General features: G+C 66.3%; 17 protein-coding genes and 1 tRNA gene. 13 read left to right on the plus strand and 5 right to left on the minus strand.

The genetic code is table 11. The features are described 5' to 3' along the window. From ACFWIW_RS19690 to ACFWIW_RS19710, 5 genes are read left to right on the plus strand one after another with little or no spacing between them, the layout of a single operon-like run. Positions 1-1392, plus strand: coding sequence for a sensor histidine kinase (locus ACFWIW_RS19690; RefSeq protein WP_378369734.1), 1392 nt, complete (start codon positions 1-3; stop codon positions 1390-1392). Further along, positions 1389-2051 (plus strand): response regulator transcription factor, encoded by a 663-nt coding sequence (locus ACFWIW_RS19695; RefSeq protein WP_378369735.1) that lies wholly within the window; start codon positions 1389-1391, stop codon positions 2049-2051. The genes ACFWIW_RS19690 and ACFWIW_RS19695 overlap by 4 nt, the downstream gene beginning before the upstream one ends. Positions 2052-2111: 60 nt before the next feature. Further along, on the plus strand, positions 2112-2696 hold the full coding sequence (locus ACFWIW_RS19700) for a DUF4956 domain-containing protein (protein WP_378369736.1): 585 nt from the start codon (positions 2112-2114) through the stop codon (positions 2694-2696). A 29-nt stretch (positions 2697-2725) separates the two neighbouring features. Further along, positions 2726-3457 carry a polyphosphate polymerase domain-containing protein gene (locus ACFWIW_RS19705; protein ID WP_378369737.1) on the plus strand — a complete coding sequence of 244 codons (732 nt, stop codon included), beginning with the start codon at positions 2726-2728 and terminating at the stop codon, positions 3455-3457. A 57-nt stretch (positions 3458-3514) separates the two neighbouring features. Continuing rightward, on the plus strand, positions 3515-4054 hold the full coding sequence (locus ACFWIW_RS19710) for a hypothetical protein (RefSeq protein ID WP_378369738.1): 540 nt from the start codon (positions 3515-3517) through the stop codon (positions 4052-4054). 25 nt (positions 4055-4079) lie between these two features. Here the strand turns inward: ACFWIW_RS19710 and ACFWIW_RS19715 are convergent, their stop codons facing one another. Then, a complete protein-coding gene (locus ACFWIW_RS19715; protein WP_378369739.1) occupies positions 4080-4235 on the minus strand; it encodes a hypothetical protein in 156 nt (51 codons plus the stop codon). Positions 4236-4457: 222 nt separating this feature from the next. On the opposite strand from ACFWIW_RS19715, the gene ACFWIW_RS19720 reads away from it, so the two are divergent. The 6 genes from ACFWIW_RS19720 (at position 4458) to ACFWIW_RS19745 (ending at position 19404) form a co-directional block, all read left to right on the plus strand. Continuing rightward, positions 4458-4534, plus strand: a tRNA-Ile gene (locus ACFWIW_RS19720). 1882 nt (positions 4535-6416) lie between these two features. After that, on the plus strand, positions 6417-9941 hold the full coding sequence (locus ACFWIW_RS19725) for a LamG-like jellyroll fold domain-containing protein (protein ID WP_378369740.1): 3525 nt from the start codon (positions 6417-6419) through the stop codon (positions 9939-9941). 88 nt (positions 9942-10029) lie between these two features. Then, positions 10030-16767, plus strand: a complete 6738-nt coding sequence (locus ACFWIW_RS19730) for a polymorphic toxin-type HINT domain-containing protein (protein WP_378369741.1) — start codon at positions 10030-10032, stop codon at positions 16765-16767. Further along, positions 16764-17189 carry a hypothetical protein gene (locus ACFWIW_RS19735; protein WP_378369742.1) on the plus strand — a complete coding sequence of 142 codons (426 nt, stop codon included), beginning with the start codon at positions 16764-16766 and terminating at the stop codon, positions 17187-17189. The genes ACFWIW_RS19730 and ACFWIW_RS19735 overlap by 4 nt, the downstream gene beginning before the upstream one ends. 1148 nt (positions 17190-18337) lie before the next feature. Then, positions 18338-19042: a DUF3558 family protein gene (locus tag ACFWIW_RS19740; protein ID WP_378369743.1), complete on the plus strand. Its 705-nt coding sequence runs from the start codon at positions 18338-18340 to the stop codon at positions 19040-19042. 62 nt (positions 19043-19104) lie between these two features. Beyond that, a complete protein-coding gene (locus tag ACFWIW_RS19745; protein ID WP_378369744.1) occupies positions 19105-19404 on the plus strand; it encodes a Hint domain-containing protein in 300 nt (99 codons plus the stop codon). Between the two features lie 379 nt (positions 19405-19783). Here ACFWIW_RS19745 and ACFWIW_RS19750 read toward each other — a convergent pair whose 3' ends face one another. Beyond that, positions 19784-21370 carry a TROVE domain-containing protein gene (locus ACFWIW_RS19750; protein WP_378369745.1) on the minus strand — a complete coding sequence of 529 codons (1587 nt, stop codon included), beginning with the start codon at positions 21368-21370 and terminating at the stop codon, positions 19784-19786. 320 nt (positions 21371-21690) lie between these two features. After that, a complete protein-coding gene (locus ACFWIW_RS19755; protein ID WP_038516826.1) occupies positions 21691-21969 on the minus strand; it encodes a DUF3892 domain-containing protein in 279 nt (92 codons plus the stop codon). 246 nt (positions 21970-22215) lie between these two features. On the opposite strand from ACFWIW_RS19755, the gene ACFWIW_RS19760 reads away from it, so the two are divergent. Continuing rightward, positions 22216-22758 carry a hypothetical protein gene (locus ACFWIW_RS19760; RefSeq protein WP_378369746.1) on the plus strand — a complete coding sequence of 181 codons (543 nt, stop codon included), beginning with the start codon at positions 22216-22218 and terminating at the stop codon, positions 22756-22758. A gap of 67 nt (positions 22759-22825) precedes the next feature. On the opposite strand, the gene shbA is transcribed toward ACFWIW_RS19760, so the two are convergent. Further along, entirely contained in the window at positions 22826-24001 is a 1176-nt protein-coding gene (gene shbA / locus ACFWIW_RS19765) for an RNA polymerase sigma factor ShbA (RefSeq protein ID WP_378369747.1), read from the minus strand. Positions 24002-24179: 178 nt separating this feature from the next. Here shbA and ACFWIW_RS19770 point away from each other — a divergent pair, with 178 nt between their 5' ends. Beyond that, positions 24180-24431 carry a WhiB family transcriptional regulator gene (locus tag ACFWIW_RS19770; RefSeq protein ID WP_378369748.1) on the plus strand — a complete coding sequence of 84 codons (252 nt, stop codon included), beginning with the start codon at positions 24180-24182 and terminating at the stop codon, positions 24429-24431. Positions 24432-24537: 106 nt separating this feature from the next. On the opposite strand, the gene ACFWIW_RS19775 is transcribed toward ACFWIW_RS19770, so the two are convergent. Continuing rightward, positions 24538-26103 (minus strand): MDR family MFS transporter, encoded by a 1566-nt coding sequence (locus tag ACFWIW_RS19775; protein ID WP_378369749.1) that lies wholly within the window; start codon positions 26101-26103, stop codon positions 24538-24540. Positions 26104-26130: the final 27 nt, after the last annotated feature.

Genomic DNA, 26130 nt, shown 5'->3' on the forward strand with positions numbered 1-26130 from the left:
ATGAGCGCCCGCGCCCGGATCCTCGCGTGGGTCCTGCTGGTCGTGCTGCTCGCGCTGGCCGGGTCGCTGCTGGCCACCCGGACCGTCCTGCACAACCAGCTGGACCAGCGCCTCGACAACGAGATCGCGCACGAGACCGGCAAACTCCGCGCCTTCCTGGCGTCGCCGGACGCCCGCCCGGCCGGGCAGCCCGCCACCGTCGAGGCGGTCCTCGGCCGCCACCTGGAACGGAATCTGCCCGAGAAGTACGAGACGTTCTTCTCGATCAGCGACGGTGCCGCGTCGAGGCGGAGCGCGATCGACCCGCCGGTCCGCCTCGACACCGACCCGAAGTTCGTCGCCGAACTCTCCCGTGCCACGAGCCCGGCGTACGGCACGGTCAGCACCGCGGTCGGGTCCGCGCGATACGGCGTCGTCCCGGTGACCATCGAGGGCTCACCGGGCCGCGGGGCGCTGGTGATCGTCGAGTTCGTCGACCACGCCGCGGGCGAGATCAACGACGTCGTCGGCGTGATGGCCGCGATGTCGGGGGCGGCGCTGGTGCTGGCCGGGCTGATCGGCTGGCTGGTCGCCGGCCGTATCCTCGCGCCGGTGCGGGAGGTGCGCCTTGCCGCCGAGCAGATCGGCGAAACCGATCTTTCCCGCCGGATCGAGGTGCGGGGTTCGGACGACGTCGCCGCGCTCGGACGCACCTTCAACACGATGCTGGACCGGCTCGAAAGCGCCTTCGCCGGGCAGCGCGACTTCATCGACGACGCCGGGCACGAGCTGCGCACGCCGATCACGATCGTCCGCGGCCATCTCGAGCTGATGGGTGAGGATCCCGAGGAGAACGCGGCCACGCGGCGTCTCGTCCTCGACGAGCTCGGGCGGATGCAACGGATCGTGGACGATCTGCTGGTGCTCGCGAAATCCGGCAACCCCGGCTTCCTCGCGCCCGGCGACACCGACCTCGCCGACCTCACCGTCGAGACCCTGGCCAAATCCCGGCCGCTGGCCGACCGGGTCTGGCGGCTCGACGCGGTGGCCGAGGCGAGGGTCCGCGCGGACGGCCAGCGGCTCACGCAGGCCTTGCTGCAGCTGGTCTCCAACGCGGTCCGGCACACTTCGCCCGGCCAGGAGATCGCCCTCGGCTCCGAGGTGACGGCGACGACGGCGCGGCTCTGGGTCCGTGACACCGGCGAGGGGGTCCCACCGGATTCGAGGAGCCGGATCTTCGAACGGTTCAAACGAGGCAGCAACTCCAGCGGCGACGACGGGGCCGGGCTCGGCCTGGCGATCGTCGCCGCGATCGCCGAAGCGCACGGCGGCCGGGTGCTGCTCGACACCGTGCCCGGCGAAGGCGCGACGTTCACCATGGAGATCCCCGTCGTGGAAGGTGCGGACCGGTGACCAGTGTGCTCGTGGTGGAGGACTCCGCCAGGATCGGCGCCTTCGTCGAGAAAGGCCTGCGGGCACAGGGTTTCGCGACCCGCTGGGTCAAAACCGGCTCCGAAGGGCTGACCGAGGCGCTGACCGGTGCGCACGACCTGGTCGTCCTCGACCTCGGGCTCCCGGACCTCGACGGCTCGGATCTGCTGCGGGCCCTGCGCGCGGCGGGCCGGACGGTGCCGGTGATCATCCTGACCGCGCGGGACAGCGTCGTCGACCGGGTCGCCGGGTTGTCCGGCGGCGCCGACGACTATCTGGCGAAACCCTTCGCGTTCGAGGAACTGCTGGCGCGGATCCGCTTGCGGTTGAGGGGGAATCCCGAAGCCGAGCCGGCCGTGCTGCGCGCCGGGGACCTCACACTCGACCTGCGCACACGGCGGGTTTCGGTGGCGGGGGAGGAGAAGGACCTCACCGCCCGCGAGTTCGCGCTGCTTGAGACGTTGCTGCGCAACCGCGGCCAGGTGCTGTCCCGCGAGCAACTGCTCGGCGGGGTCTGGGGTTTCGATTTCGATCCCGGCTCGAACGTGGTGGACGTCTACATCCGTTATCTGCGCGGGAAGATCGGCGCCGAACGGATCGAAACCGTGCGGGGGATGGGTTACCGGCTCGGTGAGTCCTGATGAGACGGTTCTCATCGGGATCTCACGACGGTCTCTTTCGCGGGCGGCACAGTGGTTTCCATGACCACGACACTGCTTCATCTCACCGTCGACCTCGTCGCCGCCGTGATCCTCGCCTACGGTATCTACGCCCGCCGCCATCACCGTGGTGACCTCGCCTGCGCCTATCTCGCGCTGAACGTCGGCGTCTGCGTTTCGGTCGCCGTGCTGCTGTCCGTGTCGACCGCGAGCGCGCTCGGGCTCGGTCTTTTCGGGGTGCTGTCGATCATCCGGCTGCGCTCCGACTCGATCAGCCAGCAGGAGGTCGCGTACTACTTCGTCGCGCTGGTGCTCGGCCTGGTGAACGGGCTGCCGTCCGCGGACTGGCGGATCGTCGCCGTCTTCAACGTCCTGTTGCTCGCCGTCATGTACGTCGCCGATCACCCGTCGCGCACTCGCGGCCCGCAGCGGCGCACGGTCGTGCTCGACACCGTGTATCCCGACGAGCAGACGATGCTGATGGAACTGCGGGCGCGGCTCGGCGGAACGGTCGTGCGGCACACAGTGTCCGAAGTGGACTATGTCCGCGAGGTCACCGTCGTCGACGTCCGGTTCCGGCCGGACGCCGCCGCGGTCGTCCACGGCGCCCCGGCGGGGCACCGGTGAGCGGGCGCGGGACCGCCACCGTCGCGGCGGTGGCGAAAAGGCTCCCCTCGCTGTCGCTGGCCGAAGTCATCGCCACGAGCGGGCTGATGAGCCGGACGGATCGCAAATACGTCTTGGCGCTCAACGACTTCCTGGCCGTCGCCGACGCGCTGTCGCCGCGCTGCCTGGAGATCGGCACGCAACGGGTGTTCGGCTACTCGTCGACCTATTTCGACACGCCGGACCTGGCGATCTTCCGGGCGCACCGGCAGGACCGCCGTCGCCGGTTCAAGATCCGCACCCGGACCTACACCGACTCGGCCGACACCTACTGCGAGCTCAAGGTCAGCGGACGGCGCGACGAAACGGTCAAGGTCCGCCGCCCGCATCCGGCCGAGGTGGCGCACGGCCTGACCGCGCCCGCTCTGGCGTTCCTCGACGACGCCCTCACCGCCGCCTACGGCCGTCCGGCGCCCCGGCCGTTGATCCCCGCGCTGGTCACCGACTACCGGCGGACCACCCTCGTCACCGCCGACACGCGGATCACCTGCGACACGTCGCTGGTCTGGCGTTCCGGCACCCGGAGCCTGGCGGCCGGTGACGACCTGGTGCTGCTGGAGGCGAAGTCGGCGTCCGAACGCAACAGCGTCACCGAGGCGCTGGCGAAACTGCGGATCCGGGAGCAGTCGGTGAGCAAGTACTGCGCGGGCCTGGTGGCGCTGGGGCTGGCGACCGGCGGGAACCGATGGCGGCCGGCGCTGCGACGGCTCGGGGTGGCGTAACGATCGCGGCACCGGCGGCGACCCTTGCTTTCGGGTTCCGAGCGAGGGAGGACGAACATGAGGACAAGGGAGAAGGCCGCGCTCGCCGTGGCGGGGCTGGCCGTCGCGGCGGCCGGGGGCACGGTGTTCGCCGGGACGTCCGGCGCCGTCGGCCCGTCACCGGCGCCGAGCGTGCAGGCCGCCGAGACGTCGTGCGTGACCGACGGCGCCGGGATGTGCACCGTGACGCACGCGCTGGGCGCGGTCCCGGCGGTGGTGGTCGTCTCGGCGAACACGCCGGGGCAGTTCAACGCGTACATGCTGAACACGGTGCAGGGTTCGTACACGGCGACCACGTTCAAGGTGCGGGCGATGTTCGACCAGACCACGCCGAAGGTGGGCGGGGCGATCTGGTTCAGCTATGCGGCCTATGGCGGGGCGCCGGCGACGACCAGCCCGACCCCGACGAAGACCAGCCCGACCCCGACGAAGACCACGCCGTCGACGACCATGCCGCCGACCACGACACCGACGCAGCCGACCACGACACCGACGCCAGCTGATCCGACCACGACGGGCGGTGCGCCATCTGGCGGTGGTTCGGGTCTGGGCGGCTGACCGTCCAAAAAGGACCGGTAATCGACTACCGGGGCCGCGGCGGCCGGTCGTCCAGCTCGTCGGACAGGATCGCGTCGATCCGGAGACCGGCTCGCCGCAGTACCCGGATGCTCGCCCTCAGTGACAACACGATGCCGACGACGACCAAGACACCGAGCCCGATGGCGACCGGATTCGCCACGAGCGCCTCCCTGCCCGATGGGCCCGGGCGGCGTGCCGCCCGGCGCTGGTACCTGAAACCTAGACGAGCCGGCTTTGCCCCGCGCCGGAAACCAGCTGATCGGCCTAGGCGATCGGGGCAGGTGAACGCTGTGATAGCTTGGAGCGAACTGGGACTTCTGTGCGTTCGCAAACCCACTGGTGGGGCTGGGACGGCTCCCGCGGAGGTGTCAGGGCACCGTTGGGGCCGGTAGCTCAGTTGGTTAGAGCAGGGGACTCATAATCCCTTGGCCGTCGGTTCGAGCCCGACCCGGCCCACCATATCGACATCGCTGCCGACCTGTGGGGATATTGCTCCTTCGGCGGCAATTTCGCCTTGGCGTTGATCGCGGCTGGGCTCCGTTATGTCTCCGTTTGCTCCGGTGTGCTCTGCGGGGCCGGTTGGTGGCGTAGCAGCCTTTCTGTTTGCTCGTCACAACCGCTGCGGTGGGGACTTCAGTAGGTTCGGAGTTCTTTGCTTCCGCAGCTGGACAAGCTGAGTGTGGTCGTAGGTCGGCTGGGGGTAATCCGTGTACTCGAGTACAAGGCCAGTGACGTCAACGGTTTCGCCCTCGTACTGCGCATTTTGGAACCGGTGTGGTCATGTCGGGCGGTCCCGGCGTCCGGGGTGGGCGCGACTGGACGCGGGTCTTCGGTGGGGTACGTGAAGATCGTGGCTGTGCCAGCGCTCAGTGTGCTGCTCTCGGGCAGCCGGTTTGAGCGGTAGGCGGATGACCTTGAACGCGGTGTCGCTTAGATCGAAGCTCGCTGAACTGCGAGAACAGCGTGCATGAACCATTTACTGCCAGTCTGGTTCGATCAAGGCGCTGACCTGCGATTATCGAGAACCCGCTGGTCGGATAGTGCAGTTGCGGGCTGACCGATGTGGTTCGGCGTCGGTGGGGGCAGTTGTGATCGACGCTGTGCTCCAGACCTGCTCCAGGAAAATTGGTGTGAGAGTTCAGGGTATTTGAACGGCAAGAGGATTGACGACCATGATCTTCGAGTTGGGACAGTCAGTAGCTGGCAATCCGGAATATCCGAAACAGTTCTCCTCGGTTGGAAGCCTATTCTCCATAGTAGCCACTGCATGCGGAAAACGGTTTCATTGGCTTTGAACTTGACTGCGGTCGCCGCTAGCGGTGGAATTCTGGCTTCTGGTGTTCCGCGTACGCTATCGGCGAACCGTTGCAGTCGCTCGATATTGCGACGGTTCTTCAATCGTCCATGGTGATCAAACAGTCGGCCACGACCTGCTCAGCGATGACATCATGGGTCCGTTGCTGTGCGTGCCTCGTCAACCGCCGCCGCACATGCGTGCCGTCCACTGGACCTGTCCCTGTCCTCGGCCATCGGCATGGGCATCCGTACCGCCGGTCATCGGTACGGATGGACCGTCGCCTTTCCTCCGCCGCTGCCTGGGCCCCGTCGGCGTGGAGCGCGCGACGGGATGCCCAGTTCACCCGGCGGTATGACTAGATGCGTGCAGCCTGGAACGCGCGGAACGCTGCTGAATGCCCGAACCCTGACTGCGAGACCCACTACAGCAGACATTAACGAGACTTGAGCTCCTGACACACGCCCAGCCAGTCAGGTCCGAGCAGGCGCTGACCTGCACGCGCTGGGGTGATCCGATGGCCGATTCGGTTTCAACATAGATGACGACGTGCTCCCCGCATGCGCGCAGGTGGTCCGTACCTCGACCTGGCCAAGAAGATCAGGGACGAATCGGTGTGCGATGAGCTGACCTGCGTCCTCTGATTTTCGCAACAGCCGGAGCGGGCCGCCGGGTGAGTAACGCGATGGGGCTTTGGTTCTACGCCTCTGTGGGCATGGCTAGGTTGCGGCACCTGTCGTAGAGGCTACGTGCTGAGGCCTTCTCGTCGGCCGAGGCAGTGGATTGTCGGGCACGGTTCATCACGGTTGCTGGGCCATCTGAGTGGCTTTGGCGATTCGCCGATCCTCGTCAGCCCTCGTGCGCTGGTGAGGTAGAGGCATGGGAGTGCCCGGTGGCTTTTGTTCAGGGCGGCGCACTAGTACCAAATGAACCAGTGGTCCGATGGTGAGTGATTGTTGTGTTACTCACAGCAAGATCGGCTAACGCGTGTAGTTGTCCATTTCGAGCCTCCTTGTCATGGCTCGAAAGTGCACGTGAGACAGGGAGGTGGCCATCTCGATCAGCGTTGACCGCAGACTGGTGTTGATAATTAACAAGACTGCGTTCTATCTTGTTTTGACTGGTCTGGTCGGCGTTGATACTTATTCGTCCGATCATTGCGAGGGAGTGCCTACCTGCCAGTTGAGAGCGGGACGTTCTTCTTGCTTCGTGTGGGACTTTGGGGAGGAAGTCGTGCGCTCTGCTCGGCGTGCCTTGGGTGCGGTGGCTTTGGCGCTGACGTTCGTCGTTGGCGCTTCCGGGGTGTCGGTGGCTGCGGAGCCCGGCGCGGTGTCGGGCGAGACGCCTGCGGTGGTCGCGGCGTTGGCCGCGGCGGAGAATTCCGGTAAATCGGTGGTGGTGCCTGCGGAAACCACCGAGTACGCCGAGGTTTTCGCCAATCCGGATGGCACGGTGACCCGCCGGGAGAGCTTCGATCCTCAACGGGTGCGGCGCGGTGATGCGTGGGTTCCGATAGACCTCACGATGGTCGCGCGCCCTGACGGCACCATCGGCCCGAAGGCGGCGATCGTCGATGTGCGCGTAGCCGATGGCGGCGAGGGCGAGCTACTGGCCACCGCGGCCAAGAACGGCAGCGAGATCGGCATCGGATGGGAAGGACCCCTGCCCGCTCCTAGGCTGAACGGCCCTGTCGCCACCTATGCCGAGGTGTTGCCCGGGGTCGATTTGACCGTGACTGCGACGGCGAAGGGCTTTAGCCAGCTGTTGGTGGTGAAGACGCCTGAAGCGGCGGCGAACCCGCGGTTGAAGGCGATTTCCTTTCGGAACCATGCGCGCGGGGTGACGCCGCGGAAGACCAGTACCGGTGGGATCGAGGCGGTCGACAGCGCCGGGCGGACGGTGTTCGGTGGGAACGCGTCGAAGATGTGGGACTCCAGTGGCGGGGGAGCGGCGGTCGCGGCTCGGTCGAGCGCGGCCGTGAGTCCGGTTCCGGGTAAGTCCGCGGTGGCGACAATGGACGTCGAGGTCACCAAGGACACGACGATCGTTCGCCCGGATACCGGGTTCTTGAGTGATCCGGCGAGGGTGTATCCGATCATCATCGACCCGGAGTACTGGTGGGACGAGGCCAAACAGAGCCACGCGGTGGTGCAGAGCGCATGGCCGAACGAGCACAACTTCAACCGCACTGACGGTGCGCTGGGAGATCTGAAGGCGGGCTATCAGAGCGGTTACGTCTCGCGGTCGTACTTCAATTTCAATGTTTCGGCCTTGCGTGGCAAGGTGATCCATCGTGCGAAGGTCCGTCCGCGGGTGATCCACTCGTGGTCCTGTAACGGCGGGGCGACGGAACTGCGCCTCGCCAGTGGCCTGGATTGGGGCACGACCTGGGCGAATCAGCCGAGCTTCGGCGGGAGCTTGGGCGGTATCGCCACGTCGAACAATGCGAAGTACTGCCCGACCGCGGGCGCCGCCGAGGTCGTGATCGACGGGACGATGCGGGATGCCGCGAATGGCGGCTGGACCAACATGGTCTTCCTGCTCAAGGCGGCGAACGAAGGCGCGGAAAACGACTGGCGCCGATTCGCTCTCGATCCGGTGCTCGAGGTGGTCTACAACTCGGTCCCGGGCTTGCCTGCGGATCTGGGGATGGAGGGCGGCCAGATCCCGTGCGCTTCGGGCGACGCGAGGCCGTTCGTGTTCACCCCGACGCCTCGGCTGCGCGGGCGGGTAGCCGATCCGGACGGTGGCATGTTGACCGCGCGTTTCTCGTTGCACAAGGGAAAGCTCGGGGCGAGCAGCGAGGTGTGGTGGACCACGATCGGGAACGTCCCGTCCGGTTCGTTCGCGGAAGTGACGGTCCCGACCGGGAAGATCACCGATGAGGGCGTCTACAACTGGTCGATGTACGCCAGCGACGGTGGCAGCTCGTCCGTGTGGGTGGGGAACTGCGAGTTCGCGGTCGACAAAACCCCACCTGGCGAGCCGGTGATCACGTCGGAGGACTATCCCGGGGGCGGTAGCACCCAGGCAGGCGGGATCGGCCAGACGGGAGCGTTCACGATCTCCGCCAACGGCTCGGCCGACGTGCGGCGTTTCCTCTGGTCTGTGACCGATCAGCAGAACGACGACCCGAAGACTCCGGTCAATGCGGACACGCTAGGAGGTAGCGGGGTCTTTCGCTGGACCCCTACGACCGACGGACCCCAGACGGTGTTCGCCCGCTCAGTCGACCGAGCGGGGAACCTCTCACCGATCATCAAGTACCCGGTCTATGTCCGTGCTGGCGATCCGCTGACAGGAAACCTGAACGGACACTGGAAGCTGGACGGCGACCTCGCCGACGCCAGCGGAAACGGGCGCACGTTGGCGAACGTGGGCGGCGTCGACACCACGGCGGAAGGTTATCTCGGCAAGACCGCGGTTCTCGGTTCGGGCAAACGCCTGCATCACGCCGGCCCTGTGGTCGACACATCGAAGAGTTTCTCGGTGTCGGCGTGGGTCCGGCTGGACCAGGTCGGCGGCTGGCCCGCGGCGGTATCCGAAGACGGGAAGCGAACCAGCGCGTTCCAGCTGCAGGCGTCGCCGGACGGCAAGTGGTCGCTGGCCATGTTCAGTTCCGATGTGGACGGTGGCGGTGCGACGCACGCACGCGCGCTGTCCGCGACAGCGGTGCAGACAGGCGTGTGGACACACCTGACCGGGGTGTACGACCAGGGCGCGGGCAAGCTGCGGATCTATGTCGACGGCGCGCTGAGCGGGGAGATCGCCTACACCAGCACCTGGGCCGCGACCGGTGACCTCCAGGTCGGGGCGGCGCTCTGGAACGGGGGGACGGTCGACTACTTCCCCGGAGCCGTGGACGATGTTCGCGTCTATCAACGTGTTCTGGTGCCGAGTGAGGCCGCGGCGCTGGCGAACCAGGCCGTCCTTCGTGCGCACTATCCGGTTGCCGAAGGAACCGGAGCCGTCACCAAGGAAGCGTTGACCGGCCAGGAAGCGAAGTTCAGCGGGACGGCTGGCTGGACGGAGGCCGACGGCTATCCCGCCGCGCGGTTCACCGGAGGCTACGGCACCGAATACGGGGCCGTGACCGGGCCGAGGCCGACGTTGCGGACCGACCGGTCGTACACCGTGTCCGCCTGGGTGCGTCTGGACGAAGCCGATGGCGCGCCGCGCACCGCGGTCAGTCTGCGCGACAGCAAGTTCTCCCCGTTCATGCTGCAGTACCGGTCAGAGGTCAAGAAATGGAACTTCTTGATGTCACTGGGAGCCGATCGCGAAGGTGGTTGGTGGATCCCCGCCGAGGACGAAGTGTCGGCGCAGCAGTGGGTCCATCTCACCGGGGTCTACGACCTCGCAGCGAAGGAAGCCCGGATCTATCTCAACGGCCGGTTCGCCGGCAGGCTCGGTGGCGTGACCGGATGGAACGGCACCGGTGAGGTGATGATCGGCGGCGGCGTGTGGGTCGGCCGAGACGTCGATCCGTTCCGTGGTGCGATACGCGATGTGCGCATGTACTCCGGCGCACTCAGTGACCGCGCCATCAGCCAGCTCCCGGCACAGGGATAACCGCAACCCCCAGACCTCATTCCTTCTTTCCTGACCTTTCCGGGAGCCAGGTTTGTCCAGAGGACGTTTTGCGATCGCGATCGCCTTCGTGCTGTCAGTGGTCATGGTCGCCACGACGACACAGGCGCTGCCCGCGACCGCCGCCGATCCGAGCTTCGTTCAGCTACCCTCGCTGCAACAGGAGAAGTCCGTGCCCGGCAAGCCGGTTCCGGCCCGGCCGGTCCCGGCGAACGAGGTCGACGCGGCGGCGGCGAAGACACCGGCCGAGCCGAAGTGGCCCGGAGCGGCAGCCGCGGACGTCGAACTCTCGAGCGGAGCGACGGCACGGTCGGTGAAACCGTCCGCCGGTTTCCAGCGGGCAGGGACACTGCCGGTGTCGGTCGCCGCCGAGGCACCGGCCGCCGAAGCCAGAAGTGCTGCGGCCGCGCCGGCGAAGGTCAGGGTTCAGACCTATGACCAGGCCCTGGCCGGGAAAGCCGGGATCACGGGTCTGGTCGTGGCCGTGGACGATGCCGGTGGTGCCGCGGGCAAGCCGATATCGGTGCAGGTCGACTATCGCGATTTCGCCAACGCATTCGGCGGCGACTACGGCTCCCGTCTCAAGCTCGCCGTCTTGCCTGAATGTGCCATCATGACCCCGGACAAACCGGAGTGCCGTGCCGGGCAGCCGTTGCAGACGGACAACAACACCAAGGCGCGCACCCTCACCGGGAAGATCACCCTGCCCAACAAGGAGAAGGACCAGGCCGGGACATCGAGGATGGTCCTGGCCGTCGCCGCTGCCCCATCGGGGGCGGGTGGTTCGTTCGAGGCGACCGGGTTGTCGCCCGCCGGGCAATGGTCGGCAGGCGGCTCCAGTGGTGACTTCACCTACTCCGTCCCGCTTCGGGTGCCGCCGCCGACGGCGGGTGTCGCACCGAAGCTCGGGCTCGGCTATTCGTCGGGAACGATCGACGGACGGACAAGCGCCACCAACAACCAGGCCGCCGCCCCGGGCGATGGGTGGGAGCTTTCCGCAGGCGGGTTCATCGAACGGCGCTACAAGGCCTGCGCTGACGATCTCGGTGGAAGCCAGGGGCAGCGGAAGACCGGTGACCTGTGCTGGGCCACGGACAACGCGATCATGCACCTCAACGGCGTGTCGGCCGAGCTCGTCAAGGACGAGAAGACCGGTGCGTGGCGACCCAAGAACGACGACGGATCGCGGATCGAACGGCTGACCGGCGCCGTCAACGGGGACGACGACGGTGAGCACTGGAAGGTCACCAGCAACAACGGCACCCAATACTTCCTCGGCCTCAACCGGCTTCCCGGCTGGGCCGAGGGCAAACCCGAGACCGGCTCGGCGTTCACGGTTCCGGTCTTCGGCAACAACGCGGGTGAACCCTGCGCGAAAGCCGCCTTCGGTGACTCCTGGTGCCAGCAGGCGTACCGGTGGAACCTCGACTACGTCGTCGATCCCAACGGCAACGCGACCACCTACTACTACGACCGTGAAACGAACTTCTACGGCCGGGACCAGGCCGCGGACAAGCAGACCTCCTACATCGCGGCCGGTTTCGTCCGGCGTATCGAATACGGCCTGCGGGCGGGTGCGCTGTTCGCCCCGGCGCCGTCGCGGGTGTGGTTCGACACAGCGGAACGGTGCCTGCCGACCAGCACGTTCGCGTGCAACCCCGATCAGCTGACCAAGGACACCGCGAAGTCCTGGCCCGATGTGCCGTTCGACCGCATCTGCAAGTCCGGTGAGAAGTGCGATGGGCGCACCTCGCCCGCGTTCTTCAGCCGTAAGCGGCTGGTGAAGGTGCTGACTCAGATCCGCCGCGACGACGTCACCGGTCCCGCCCAGTGGCGCGACGTGGACGCGTGGACGTTGCGACACCAGTTCCCCGACACCGGTGACGGACTGTCTCCGGCGTTGTGGCTGGCGGGGATCACGCACACCGGTCTGGCCGGAGGCACGGCCGTGTTGCCGGAGATGGTGTTCCACGGCCGGTCCATGCCGAACCGCGTGGAAGCCAACGACGGGCTGCCGCCGATCACCCGTCACCGCATCGAGCGCGTGCTGAACGAGGCCGGTGGTATCACCGAGGTCAAGTACTCCGACCGCGAATGCGTGACCGGCTCGGCGATGCCCGCCAACCCGGAAACGAACACCATGCGGTGTTTCCCCAGCTGGTGGCTCCCCGAATTCGGCTATGAAGCCGTCCTCGGCTGGTTTCACAAGTACGTCGTCGCCGCGGTCACGGAAGATGACCGGACCGGCGGCTCGGAACTGAAGAAGACCGAGTACCAGTACCAGGGTGGCGCGGCCTGGCACTTCGACGATGCCGAGTTCACCGAGATGAAGCACCGCACCTGGTCGCAATGGCGTGGCTTCGGTGAAGTCCGCACCATCGCCGGGGAGCCGGGAAAGACGCAAACCGTCACGGCCGAGCGATTCCTGCGCGGCATGGACGGCGATCGCCTGCCGGATGGCAAAAAGCGCACGGTCGAGGTCGCCGACTCGGAGGGCGGCAAGGTCACCGACTCCGAAGCACTCGCCGGGTTCAGCCTGGAAAGCCTCTCCTACGACGGCGGCAAGATCGTGTCGGCGTCCGTCAAGGAACCATGGCTCCGCGGCCCGACCGCGACCGCGGGCGAGGACAAGGCGTTCATGACCAACATCGCCACCGTCCGAGGGCGGACATTGCTCGGTGATGGTGCGTGGCGGCGCACCAAGGTGACCAACTCTTTCGATGATCACGGGAATGTCGTCCAGGTCGAGGATGCCGGAGACACCGGCGTCACCGGCGATGAAACCTGCTCGCGAACGACCTATGTCGCCAACAACGACGCTTGGATCCTGACCAGGCCCTCGACCGTTCGCACGGTCGCCCTGCCCTGCGCGGCAGGAGAGGGCACGCCCAAGGACGTCGTCGCCCACGTCCGTTCGAGCTATGACGGCCAAGCGTTCGAGGCGATTCCCGCAAAGGGGAACCTGACCGCCACCGAAAGGTGGACCGGCACGGGCTGGCAGCTGACACAGGGCACCACCTACGACGCGCTGGGCCGCCCGGCCGAGGTGGTGAACGCTCAGGGCCACAAGGTCACCACGACCTACAGCCCCGGCCCCGAATTCGGGGTCCGGACAGTGACCAAGAAGGATCCTCTCGGCTTCACCTCGGTCACCACCATGGACCCTGCGTGGGCGCTCACCACGACCGACGTCGGCATCAGCGGTGAGCGAGCCGACATCGACTACGACCCGCTCGGCCGGGTCATCCGTACCTGGGCGCCGGGACGCTCCAAGGTGGACGGCCGCACGCCGAGCAGCGAGTTCGACTACGAATACCGGACGGACGCGCCGACCGTCGTCACCACCCGAGTTCTCCGGGAGGACGGCAAGTACACGACCTCGTACACGCTCTACGACGGACTGCTGCGCGAGCGGCAAGCCCAGCTGTCGGCTGTCGCCGGCGGCCGCGTCCTGACCGACTGGTTCTACGATTCCCGTGGCCTCAAGCACAAGGTCAATGGCGCCTACTACAACGAGAAGGAACCCGAGAAAGCTCTCCTCGGCGTACTCGACAACGCGGTGCCGAACCAGACGCGCACCGTGTTCGATGCGCTCCAGCGTGAAACCGAGGTGGCCTACCACAAACTCGGTGTCAAGCAGTGGCAGACCTCGTCGTCGTACGAAGCCGATCGAGTCACGGTCATTCCGCCCGAGGGCGGTACCACGACGACGGTGATCCGCGACGTGCACGGCCGCGCGGTCGAAAAGCGCCAGCATCACGGGCGGCAGGCGACCAGCGATTACGACTCCACCAAATACGTCCACGACGTTCGTGGCCTGACGACGTCGGTCACCGGCCCCGACGGCGCGCAGTGGAGCTACGAGCATGACCAGCTCGGCCGTCGGGTCGCCGACCACGACCCGGACCGCGGAACCACCCGCTACACCTACACCGCACTCGACCAGCTGGAAACCGTCACCGATTCACGCGGTGCGGTGACCCGCTCCGAGTACGACCTGCTCGGCCGCAAGGTCGCGAGCTATGACACACGGGCACCGGGCCAAGCAGAGGTCAAGACGGCGACCTGGGCCTACGATGGCCTGAAGAGGGGGCTTGTCGACTCGTCGACCAGGTGGATCGACGGCAAGGCATACATCAAGCAGGTCGGCGCGTACGACTCAGCGAACCGGCCGACGATGACCAAGGTCGTCATCCCGGAAGGCGAAGGAAAGCTCACCGGTACCTACACCTTCCGGACTTCCTACGAGCCGAACACCGGACGGGTCGCGACTCAGACCCAGCCCGCGGCAGGCGGACTCGACGCGGAGATCATCAACCATCGGTACAACGAACTGGGGTTGCCGACCGAGACCTTCGGCATCGACACCTATGTACCGGAGCACCTCTACTCCAAGTACGGTGAAACGCTGCGGCTGACGATGGGCTCCGGCGCCAAGACGGTCTACACCTCGATGTTCTACGAGGAAGGCACCCGGCGGCTGTCCGGAGTCGATGTCCAGCGCAACCTCGAAGGCGGTACCTACCTCGCCAAGCGGAGCTATGGCTACGACCCTTCGGGCAACGTCACCAAGATCGCGGACACCCCGCCTGGGGCCGTGGGCGATACCCAGTGTTTCGCCTACGACTATCTCAAGCGCATGACCAGTGCCTTCACTCCGACGAGCGGGGACTGCGCCGTTCAGCCATCGCTCGCCGCCATGGGCGGTGCCGCGCCGTACTGGCACGAGTACGCCTACGACAAGGCGGGCAACCGTACTTCCGACGTCGACCACCGGCTCGATGGCGACGTCACCCGCACCTATGCCTACGGCGGCCAGAACGGGACTCAGCCCCACACCCTGCGGTCGGTGACGCAAACCGGCCCCCAGGGGACGTCGAAGGACGAGTTCGGCTATGACACGACCGGCAACATGACGACCCGGAACATCTCCGGGTCAACGCAAAAGCTCGACTGGGACCCGCTCGGCCGCACCGAGAAAGTCACCGAGGCGGACGGCCGCACGTCGGCCTACCTTTACGACGCCGACGGCGGGCGGTTGATCAAACGCGAGTCCGGGACCACCACGCTCTATCTCGACGGAATGGAGTTGGTGCTCAAACCCGCCACCCAGGAGTTGACTGGTCGCCGGTACTACGACCACGGCGGTACCGCTGTCGCGGTCCGGACCTCCGGTGCCGGTGGTGGGTTGTCGTGGCTTCTCGGGGACCATCAGGGCACAGCGGCTATGAGCGTCAATGCGAGCACGCTCGCGGTCAGTCAGCGGCGGCAGGACGCCTTCGGTAATCCGCGTGGTGAGGAACCGAAGAGCTGGCCGGACGACAAGGGCTTCGTCGGCGGGACGAAGGACGAATCCGGGCTCACGAACCTCGGTGCACGCCAGTACGACCCTGAGACCGGCAGGTTCATTTCCCCGGACCCGGTGCTCGACACCGACGATCCGCAGCAGATGAACGGCTACGCCTACGCCAACAACGCGCCGGCGACCAATTCCGACCCGAGCGGTCTCTACTGGAAGACCGTCAAGGTCGTCAAACAGACCGCGCATATCGGGTTCGTCTGGAAGATGTTCTTCCTCGGCCTTTTCTTCCCCATGTTCATGCTGGTCTCGTTCGTCTACTGGGTGGTGCAGACCTTCGTCTACCGGGTCTGGATCGACTCGCCTTGGTCGATGATGCTGAACAGCGGTGGTGGCGGCGGAAGCCAGAAGGAACAAGCGGTCAAAGACGCCGGGTTGAGTCAGGCGGAGTACGAGGAGGCGAAGAAGGCCGCCGCGGACAAGCGGGGCTGGATGGATATCGCGATCCAGGCGGGTGGCGACATCCTGCAGGAGATCGTCGGTGTCAAGGGGATCGTCGACAACTGCATCAAGAATTTCAGCCTGCTCAAGTGCGGCTGGGAGGTCCTGACCGCGCTGCCGTGGGGAAAGATCCTCAAGGGCGGGAAGATCGTCGACAAGATCGTCAACGCGTTCCAGGACACCTTGGCGTGGATCCGGAAGCGAGACAAGGCGCAGGCTGATCTGCGGCGGGTGCAAGAGGCAGAGGAGCGGTTGTCGAAGACGACGTGCAACAGCTTCGTGCCGGGCACTCTGGTGGTGATGGCGGACGGCAGTCGTCGTCCGATCGAGCAGCTGAAGCTCGATGATCAAGTTTTGGCGACCGACGCCGAGACGGGTAAGTCCACGCCCCGGAAGGTCGTCGCGACGATCATCGGCCAGGGCCAGAAACGCCTGGTCGAGATCAGCGTCGCCGGTGGCGCGCCGATCGTGGCCACTGACGGTCACCCGTTCTGGCTGCCCGAGCAGCGTAAATGGGTACCGGCGAAGGAGCTCGTGTCGGGTTCGCGGCTGCAGACCGGCACCGGCACCTCGGTGCAGGTCACCGCAACCCGCTCCTGGGACGCGCCCGCTCGTGTCCACAACCTCACCGTCGACGCCATTCACACCTACTATGTCGTGGCGAGAAACACGCCGATACTGGTGCACAACGCGAACCAGGATGACATTTGCGACCTAACGCTCGGCCCAAGTCTCCGGGGACAACGTGCTGATGGAGTGGCTGCCGAGCGAGGGGACAAGGTTCTGCCGCACGAACAGAAGATGGTCAACGAGTCCGGCGACCGCAACGGCTGCTTCACTTGCAAAGCAGGACAATCTGGCTATCGTGACGGCCACTGGACCGGGGACCACAACCCGCCTAATCGGCTGGCACCGAACGGTCCGTGGACGCTCTACCCGCATTGCAAGGATTGTTCCCGCAGGCAAGGAGGAATTGTGAACGGTTTGCGACAGGACTGGTACAAGTGAACATCGATTCGGCAATGATCGAGGAATACGGTGACCGACTCTATGGGGCAGGACTTGCCCGCTTCGATCATGGACTGCTCGTGGTCGCGGCACCGGACAGTCGCGACGATCACGCAGGTTGGGATCCCGCTGCGCAGAGCGTGCACGGCGGACCTGACTCGGTTTTCGTGGCGGTGCAGCAGTCTGTCAGTGGGCCGGTTGGTGTTGTATGCGTAGAGGCGCCGGCGGACGTCCGGCAACTGAACTTGCTGTTCGACGGCGAAATCCATCTGTCAAAGGCGTCCCTTGCGATCTATGACCCAAATCGGCAATTGAGCCTTCAAGTGCCGGTGGAGCGTGAGCGTAATAAGATAAAAATCTATGGTGACCATCCGGACGAATCGGCGGAGGTTATTATAGTTCTCGGCGCATTGCCTGAATGACTGAGGTATATCTTATTTTCGGGTTGAAACGATTTTGTGAATTAGGTTGACGCTTTGCGTGCGTGATCGTCGTTCGCCACGCCGGCCGTGTCGACAGAGCTTGCGGATCCGTAGGTTCTTTGCATGCGCGAACGAGACTGTTTCCAGTGCAGAACGGGAGGCCGCCGCGGTCCAAGCCGAAGCACTGCGCGCCGGCGCCTCCGTCGAAGAGGCCGCCGCTGCTGAGGCCAGGGCCGCAGAGGACGCGCGTGATGCGGCCAGCCTCGCACAGCAGGCAGCTGTGGAAGCAGCGATCACCTTGGATGCTGCCCCCGATATGGGCCGACACGCAGCGGCATTCGGCCCAGGGCTCAAACTGGCGTTGACCTGCACATAGCGGCAGGATTTGCCATCCAATGACCCTGGCTGCCATGCCGGAGTCGCGGTCTCATAATCCCTTGGCCGTCGGTTCGAGCCCCGACCCGGCCCACCACATCGACATCGCGGCCGACCTGCGGGGATGTTGGCCTTTCGGTGGCAATTTCGCCTCGTCGTTAATTGTGTCCGGGCTCCGTTATGTCTCCGTTTGCTCCGGTGTGCCGAGGGTTCGTGTGAGATGTTGATCGCCAGGGACTTCGGCGGTGTCCCTACGTTGGTTGTCAACTGGGAGTGGGTTTCCGCTCACCATGGTGTTGCGAGTTGTTTCCGGAAGGTTCTGGCGTCCTTGGGCGGAAGGGCGTGTGCGACGAGGATGAGGGTTCGTCGCAGTTCGGTCGGGTCGGGGGCAGCGTCGCGGCACGCCGCAGCCACGGTGAGGGCATGGGTTCATGGACGAACGGTTTCCAAGATTGAAGCGCTTCGGCGGAGGCTCTGGGGCAGAGCCGGGTGGGTTCGAGGCGGGCGATGTTGGTTCGTCCTCGTATCGGCCCGGTCACGAGCTGGTGATCTACGCGGCATTGCCCTTTCGGATGGTCGACATAACGTTCGCGGTGCGGTGGCGGTCAAGCCGCTTGGGTAGTGAGGGTGGTTGTGGAGCATGGCGTAGAGGACGCCGCAGCGTCGTCGAGTGAGGCAGATGAGGGCTGTGTGTCCGCTGACGAGCTCCCAGCCTGTTCGCAACTGCAGTCCTGGTAACCTCTGGTCACTTTGCATGGGGGGATGAGCGCAAGATGTCAAACGTGGAGTGCCTCGGCTATCTGAGAGCCGGTCGAATCGCAGTGTTCGTCGCCGCGTCGGCAATGCTATGGCTAGCCGGGTGTTCGTCGGACAAGTCTGGTTCGGCGCCACAAGGCAAGGCCGCCGAGGGTGTGGCCCCGTCGTCCGCTGACTCGGCTACCAAGACGTCCACTCCGGACGCTTTGTGTGAACTTCTCACACCGGCTGAGCTGTCGTTGCTTACCGGAGAGGTGTCCGATCCGAAGTCTTTGGCTGTCGGCGGATTGCCCGCGTGTCACTGGGAGACGCCTGCCGGGGGTCGCGTCCAGGTCATCGGTACGTCAGCAGAAAAGTGGGCAACGCAATTGCCCGCGGCAATAGAGCAGGTGAAGAGGTCCGGACTGCTCGACGATCCGGAGACGGCTCGCAAACTGGAAGCGGCTCGCGACCTGATCGCCTCTGGCAAGGAGATCGCGCCGGATCGTGCGTGTGAGCTGTTTTCTACGCTGCTGGAGGTTCAAGGACTACCGGCCGGCAGCTCCCGCACCGTGAACCTGATTCCCACTCGGGAGAACCCCAAAGCGATCAACGGACAAGTCTGCAGTGGAGGGAGATTTACGTCCGTCCAGCTCGTCGCGTCGAACCTTAGCGGCTCCGACGAGGAGGCCTCGAAACTGTCGAGCGTGCTGACCAAGGCACACGAACGCAACCGCGGCTAAGCACCATTCAGCCGCGGTTGTGTGCAACATGGCGGCGCGTTTCGATTTTGTCGAGAATCCAGATGTCGAACTCTTTTATCTGCGGTGCCGGGATTCCATCCATCTTGGTCTCAGGATTCAGCTCCGGCGGCTGCCCGGGCAATGATGTGCGGCGGGTGCACGAGGCCGAAGAGCGGTTGCCCAAGACGACGTGCAACAGCTTCGCGCCGGGCACTCTGGTGGTGATGGCCGATGGCAGTCGTCGTCCGATCGAGCAGCTGAAACTCGACGATCAAGTTCTGGCGACCGACGCCGAGACGGGTAAGCCCACACCCCGGAAGGTCGTCGCGACGATCACCGGACATGGCCAGAACTGGCGTTGACCTGCACAAACCGGCAGGATTTAACATCCAATGACACTGGCTGACATGCCGGAGCTGCGGTCTCATAATCTCTTGGCCGTCGGTTCGAGCCCGACCCGGCCCACCACCAGGCATTTTGCGCGGAGACCGGCCTGGCATCGTCCCGAAGGCCAAGGGATTACGGTCGTGAAGTGAAATCCCGGGCGGGGTATCCAACGCCCAGGTGACGAAACCTCTCCCTGTAGCGGGGAATGTCCGATGAGGACAGACGAGGTCGACCGGAACGCCCGGGTATGTCGCGAAAGCCACTTTCGCGACGTCTGATGTCCCGAAAGTGGCTTTCGCGACGTGACCGTGCGCGCCCCGGTCCAGCACACTCCACCCGGCAAGGCATGTTTGACTAGAACGGCCAGTCCGCGTCCCGCCCCGCTTCCAGGAGCGGAATCATGGTGAAAGCGGCGTCCGTGAGGCCGCCGAAGGTGTGCCGGTTACCACGCCCGGACGCCGAGTGCCCGCGCTCGTAGCCCGCGAGGTTCCACGTGTACAACGCCGTGTCCTTCGGCACGGCCTGGTCGACGTTGCCGGACGAGTGCTGCTCGTCGGTCAGGATCACCACCCGGTCGTGGTAGCCGGGACGCAGGTGACGCTGGACCGCGCCGATGAAGTAGCCGCCGTTCTTCCACCGGTCGAGTCCGCGAAGCAGCGATTCACCGCCGGGCAGGTCGAAGGCCTTCGAACCGGTGCCACCGTAGTAGCCGTTCGAGAAGGACACGACGTCCGCCGTCTCGCAGCGGGCGCCGAGCGCGATCCCGAAGATCGCGGCCGCGTCCCAGCGCATCAGCGTGCCGTCCTTGCTGAAACCCGCGTTCATCGAACCCGAGGTGTCGACGAGGATCAGCGTCCGCCCGGCGAGCCGCGGCACGTTCGCCAGCGACTCGGCGATCGCCTTCTCCAGTGCGTACGACCAGCGAAGCGACGGCGCCGCGCGATACGCGGAGAGGAACCTCATCGGGAACTGCCGCGACTTCGCGACCTGCTCCGGATCGGCCAGCCGCGCCGCGACGCCCTCGGCGGCCTCGTCGGACACTCCGGCCTCGTCGAAGTTCCGGAGGTTCCGCAGCAGCGCCATGTAGCCCATGGACGGGATCACGGCTTCCCAGGCGCGCGCGTCCATCGGGCCCTGGAGCCAGCCGGCCAGGGACTCCCACGTCATGCCCGCCCGCCGCAGAACGGACCGTGCGGAATCGGGGTGGCTGAAGAGATCGCGCCGCTTCTCCTTGTCCCACGCCATGAGTTCGGCGCGGGCGCCGAGGACTTCCAGTTCGGCGGGGATCTCACGGCCGGGGTTGAACCGGACGTCGACGATGTGCTCGAACAGCGCGTCCTGCGCCGGGTCCTTCGGATCCGGGTGGGTCAGGCCGAGGACGTCCGCGAACCGGAAGGCGCGCGCGTCGGAGTCCCACTTGAGGAACGACTTCTCGTGAAAGAGCCGGACGGCCGCGTCGGCGATGCCGCGCTTGAGCGGCTTCGGGATCTTCCTGCCGTACAGCGAAGTCCAATACGCGAGCAGTTCGCCGGGTTCGTCGGCGCGCTGGAGCACCGAGCCGACGACGGCACGGTTGGCGATGGTGGCGACATACGACGGGTCACCGGCGAGCCGGGCGCGGACGTATTCGGCGGCGCCGGCGAGTGCGGCGGTCCGCATGTTCGCTTCCGTGCGGAGCCAGCGCAGGAACCGCGCGGTCCAGTCCGGGTCGGCGAGCGCCGTCTCCCGGACGAGGTCGGCGTACCGCGTGTCACGCTTCTCGCCGGTCTCGTAGAAGGTGTTCTCGCCGACCATGTTGGTGACGGCGAGCAGGAACAGCTCGGACTTGGTGTCCCGCGCGTAGCCGTCCCCACCTTCGTGGGTGACGCCGCCGGGCCTCCGCTCACCGACGATCGGCGAGCTGGTCGCCGGCCGGGTGCCGGCGGTGTTGAACTTCGACACCCTCGACCTCGATTTCGTTCGAGGGAGCCGTGATTCCGGATGGGGCCCGAGAAAAAGTCGGTGACGGTGCTCGTCCATTGCTCTGCCGACTGAGCTACCGGCGGATGACCGCCGGGCGGGGCTCGAACCCGCGACCCATGGGTAAAAGGAAGTATCCGTCGCCTGCGCACCGGGCACATCTGAAATTGTGGCTCCCGAGAAAAGAACCGGTGACGGTGGCCTGTGAAAGAGGAAGTAACCGTCACCCGCGCACCGGGAGTGCTCGCTGAACCTAACAGAGTGCTCGTGCGCCCGTCTCCGGAATTAACCGGTCCGCCGCCTCAGAAGCGGGGAAGCTCCAGCAGGTTGTTCTTCCAGATCCCGTCCGCGCGCGTGCGGAGGAACTTCGGGCCGAAGGTCGGCTTGATGATCTCCACGGCCACCCGGTGGATCCCCTCGTCCACGTAGGCCTTCCCGTCGTCGTCCTCGAGCCACGCCACGATCGCCGAAACGAAACTCTCGCCGGTCTCACCGCTGCCGGGGTTGATCCAGCGGAGTTTCGTGATGCTTTCGTGGAACTTCCCACCTTCGAGCCGCGCTGCGATGATCTTGATGGCCATGGTGCTACCTCTTCGGCTGGGTGCCCTCGAAGCGAACAGGGGTAAAGCGGTACTCGCCACCTGCCCGCAGCCCGTTACGCCGTCCGGTCGCCGTGCCTCGAACGTTACGAGTTCGAGCGCGGGCGTCGCTCTGAGTCAGATGACGCAGACCGCGCGGGTTTCGCCATGTCACTGTCCTGACGCCGTCGGGAACACCGGACGGCGGAGAGGGGAACGGACATGTGCGCTGCCCACAGGAAATCGACCATGACGGGAATCGCGCTGGCCGCGGCGGTCCTGACCGGCTGCGCGGCGGATCCGGCACCGGCGGCCCAGCAGGCGGCGCCTTCGTCGTCCTCGATGGATCCGGCCGCGGCGGTGGCCTGGATGAACGGCTTCTGCGGCGCGGTCAAGGACTTCATCGAAGGCAACAACAAGATGCCGTCGGCGAGTGGCGAGACCGTGGAGGCCGTCAAGAAGAGCACGAGCGACCAGCTCGGGCATTACGCGGCGATTCTGACCAAGACGGTCGACGCTCTCGGCGCGCTGCCCGCCGCGCCGGTTCCGGCGGGCGACGCGGCGAAGCGGGAGTTCCTCGCGAAGTACACCTCGGCGCGCGACAAGACCGTGAAAGCGAAGGCGGGTCTGGACGCGGCGGGGAAGAACGACACCGTCGCGCAAGGCCGCGCGGTCGACGGGCTCATCGCCGCCCAGAAGGACACGCACGGCGCGCTCGACCCGGTCGCGGCCGTGTTGGGCGCTCCGGAGCTGAAGGCGGCCGCCGCCACCGCCGAACGCTGCCGCCCCTGACTCGTGAGTGGTGAGGACGGTTAGAACCGTCCTCACCACTCACGAGCCCCGGCACCCGCCGCCACCGTCACTCGTCGGCGAGGATCTTCCGCAAACGCGTCAAGGCCCGGTGCTGCGCCACCCGCACGGCACCGGCCGTCGAACCGACCACGCCGGCGGTCTCCTCCGCCGACAGGCCGACGACAATCCGCAACACGACGATCTCCCGCTGTTTGTCCGGCAGGATCCGCAGCAGTTCGCCCATCCGGTCGCTCAATTCGTTGTGCAGCGCCCGTTGTTCCGGGCCCACGGACTCCGAAATCCCGTCGGGGACCTCCGCGACGGGCTCGGTGCGGTTGCGGGCGGCGGCACGACGGGCGTCGGCGACCTTGTGCTGGGCGATGCCGTAGACGAAGGCGAGGAACGGCCGTCCCCGTTCGCGATAGGTCGGCAGCGCGCGGAGGATCGCCACGCAGACCTCCTGCGCGACGTCGTCCGCCGAGGCGTAGGTCCGCTCCTGTCTGCCGATCCGCGACCGGCAGTACCGGATCACGAGCGGGCGGACGGTGGTCAGCAGCTGGTTCAGCGCCCGCCGGTCGCCTTTCCCGGCGGCCGCGACGGGTTCGTCGAGGGTGTACCACTGCGACGGCGCCACCTGCTCGGGTTCCGACTCCGCCGGGGTCCCGGGCGCCACCAAGGCGAGTTCCCTGACCATCGCGCGGTTCTTGATCCGGGCGAGGGTGTCTTCGGCGTCCAGCCCCATCCGCAAGGCGTCGAGGAAGGCGGCGTTGGCGCCGTCCAGCCGGTCGGCGAAACCGGGATCCTGTTCCGCCAGCCGGCCACGCGCGTGGCGCAGGGTCGTGCCGACTGCCTCGTCCGAGATCCCGAGCAGCCCGGCGATCTCTTGAGACGAGTAGCCGTCCATCGTCCAGGCCATGGCGAGTTGCTGGCGTTTCGGCAGCCTCCCCAGCATCGTCAGGACGGCCGACGCCTCGTCGGCGAGCGCGGTGAGCTTGTCCTCCCGGCCGGCGTCGGCGGAGGCCCAATCGGCCCCGACCGAGGTCTGCTCCTTCGCCCTCCGGTGCCCGACCCGGCGGACCCACGCTTTCGGCTGGGTGATGCCCTGCCAGTCTTCGTAGGCGTTGAGCATCGCCTCCGCGGCCGCGTCGCGTGCCGGGTCCAGTGCGAAGCCCGCTTTGCACAGGAAGCCGGTGAGCAGCGGAAATTCGGCGTGGAAGAACTCGTCGAACCCGTCGTGGCCCATCACCCGCACTCACCGCTCTCAGCCGCCTGACGCGAATGCCCTCACAGGACAGGTGCAGTGAGCGGGCCGCTGAGTGTAACGATTCGGTCAAGGTGATGTTTGCGGTGCGTACCCGGCCGGATACCCGGAAGTCGTTTGACGGGGAAGGGAAAATCGAAAAAAAGGAGGTGATAGGAAAATGGAAATGAGGATGGCGGGTGACCTGAGTGAGGCCGCTTGCCGCGGTGAGGATCCCGAACTGTTCTTCCCGGTCACCGAAACCGGCCCCGGCGCACGTCAGGCGGCCAGGGCGAAGGCCGTTTGCGTGCGGTGCCCGGTCGTCTCGGCCTGCCTGGCCTACGCCGTGGACAACGGATTGGCCCACGGCGTTTTCGGTGGGCTGACCGGCAGCGAACGGCGCCACTTGATTCGTGTCGGCAATGCTGCCTGAAGCCGCCTGAAACCACTTGATCGCGTTCATCGAATTTCCATCGTGTTCTTCGTGCGCGCGAAAAGAGGGGCCCGGTTCCGCGAACCGGGCCCCTCTGTCGTGGCGATCAGGCGACGGCGGATTCCTCGGCCAGCCGCTCGTTGCCCGACTGGGTCTTGAGCGGCTTGTGCTTGAGGAAGGCGACGGCGACGATCACCAGGAGCGCGATCGGCGCGCTGATCAGGAACAACTCGCTGGTCGCCTCGCCGTAGGCCTCGCGGACGACGTTCGCGACCGGTTCGGGCAGCGTGGCGATGTTCGGCACCGCGCCGCCTTCGCCGCCCCCGGGCAGCGGCCCGAGCTTCTCGCTCATCAGCGCCAGCACCCGGTTCGCGAGCACCGCGCCCAGCGCGCTCACCCCGATCGAGCCGCCGAGGCTGCGGAAGAACGACAGCGTCGAGGTCGCCGTGCCGAGGTCGTGCGCGTCGACGTCGTTCTGCGACACCAGCACGAGGTTCTGCATCAGCATGCCGACGCCGACGCCCAGCAGCACCATGTACGCGCCGAGGACGACGAGGTTCGTCTTCGCGTCGATGGTGCCCAGCAGCGCCAGGCCCGCGGTCATCAGCGTCGCGCCCAGCAGCAGGTGGCTCTTCCACTTGCCGGTGCGGCTGATCAGCTGACCCGACACCGTGGACGACACGAGGATGCCGAAGATCATCGGCAGGCTCAGCAATCCGGCCACCGTCGGCGACTTGCCGAGCGACAGCTGGAAGTACTGCGAGAGGAACACCGTCCCGCCGAACATCGCGACACCGACGAGGAAGCTCGCGAGGGTGGTCAGGGTGACCGTGTGGTTGCGGAAGAGCGTCAGCGGCAGGATCGGCTCGGCCACCTTCGACTCGACGTAGACGGCGAGGGCGAGGATGACCACGCCCGCCGTCACCAGGCCGACCGTCCACCACGAGCCCCACGCGAACTGGTGCCCGGCCAGCGACGACCAGATCAACAGCGTCGAGACACCGGCCATGATCAGGAACGCGCCGAGATAGTCGACCTTCACGTCACGCCGGATCGTCGGCAGGTTCAGCGTGCGCTGCAGCAGCAGGATCGCCGCGATCGCGAACGGGACCCCGAGGAAGAAGCACCAGCGCCAGCCGAGCCACGACGTGTCCACCATGACGCCGCCGATCAGCGGGCCCGCGATGGTCCCGACGGCGAACACGGCACCGAAGATCCCCGAGTACTTCCCGAGTTCACGCGGCGAGACGATGGCGGCCATGATCACCTGCGCGAGCGCCGTGAGCCCGCCCGCGCCGATGCCCTGCGCGACCCGGCTGCCGATCAAGAGCTCGATGTTGCCGGCGAACCCGGCGACCAGCGAACCGACCACGAACAGTCCGAGCGAGAGCTGGATCAGCAGCTTCTTGTTGTACAGATCGGAAAGCTTGCCCCAGAGCGGCACCGTCGCGGTCATCGCGAGCAGTTCGGTGGTGACCACCCAGGTGTAGGAGGCCTGCGAGCCGCCGAGTTCGGAGACGATCCGCGGCAACGCGTTCGCGACCACCGTCGAGGCGAGGATGGCGACGAACATGCCCATCATCAACCCCGACATCGCTTCGAGGACCTGTCTGCGGCCCATCGAGCCCGCCGGGGCCTCCGGTTCTCGTGGTTCGGTCATGGATACGGACATGGTGGTCCCCCTTCGTGTTCCTGTGGT

Origin of the sequence: Amycolatopsis sp. NPDC058340, from assembly GCF_042723975.1 — a bacterium.
Lineage (GTDB): Bacteria > Actinomycetota > Actinomycetes > Mycobacteriales > Pseudonocardiaceae > Amycolatopsis.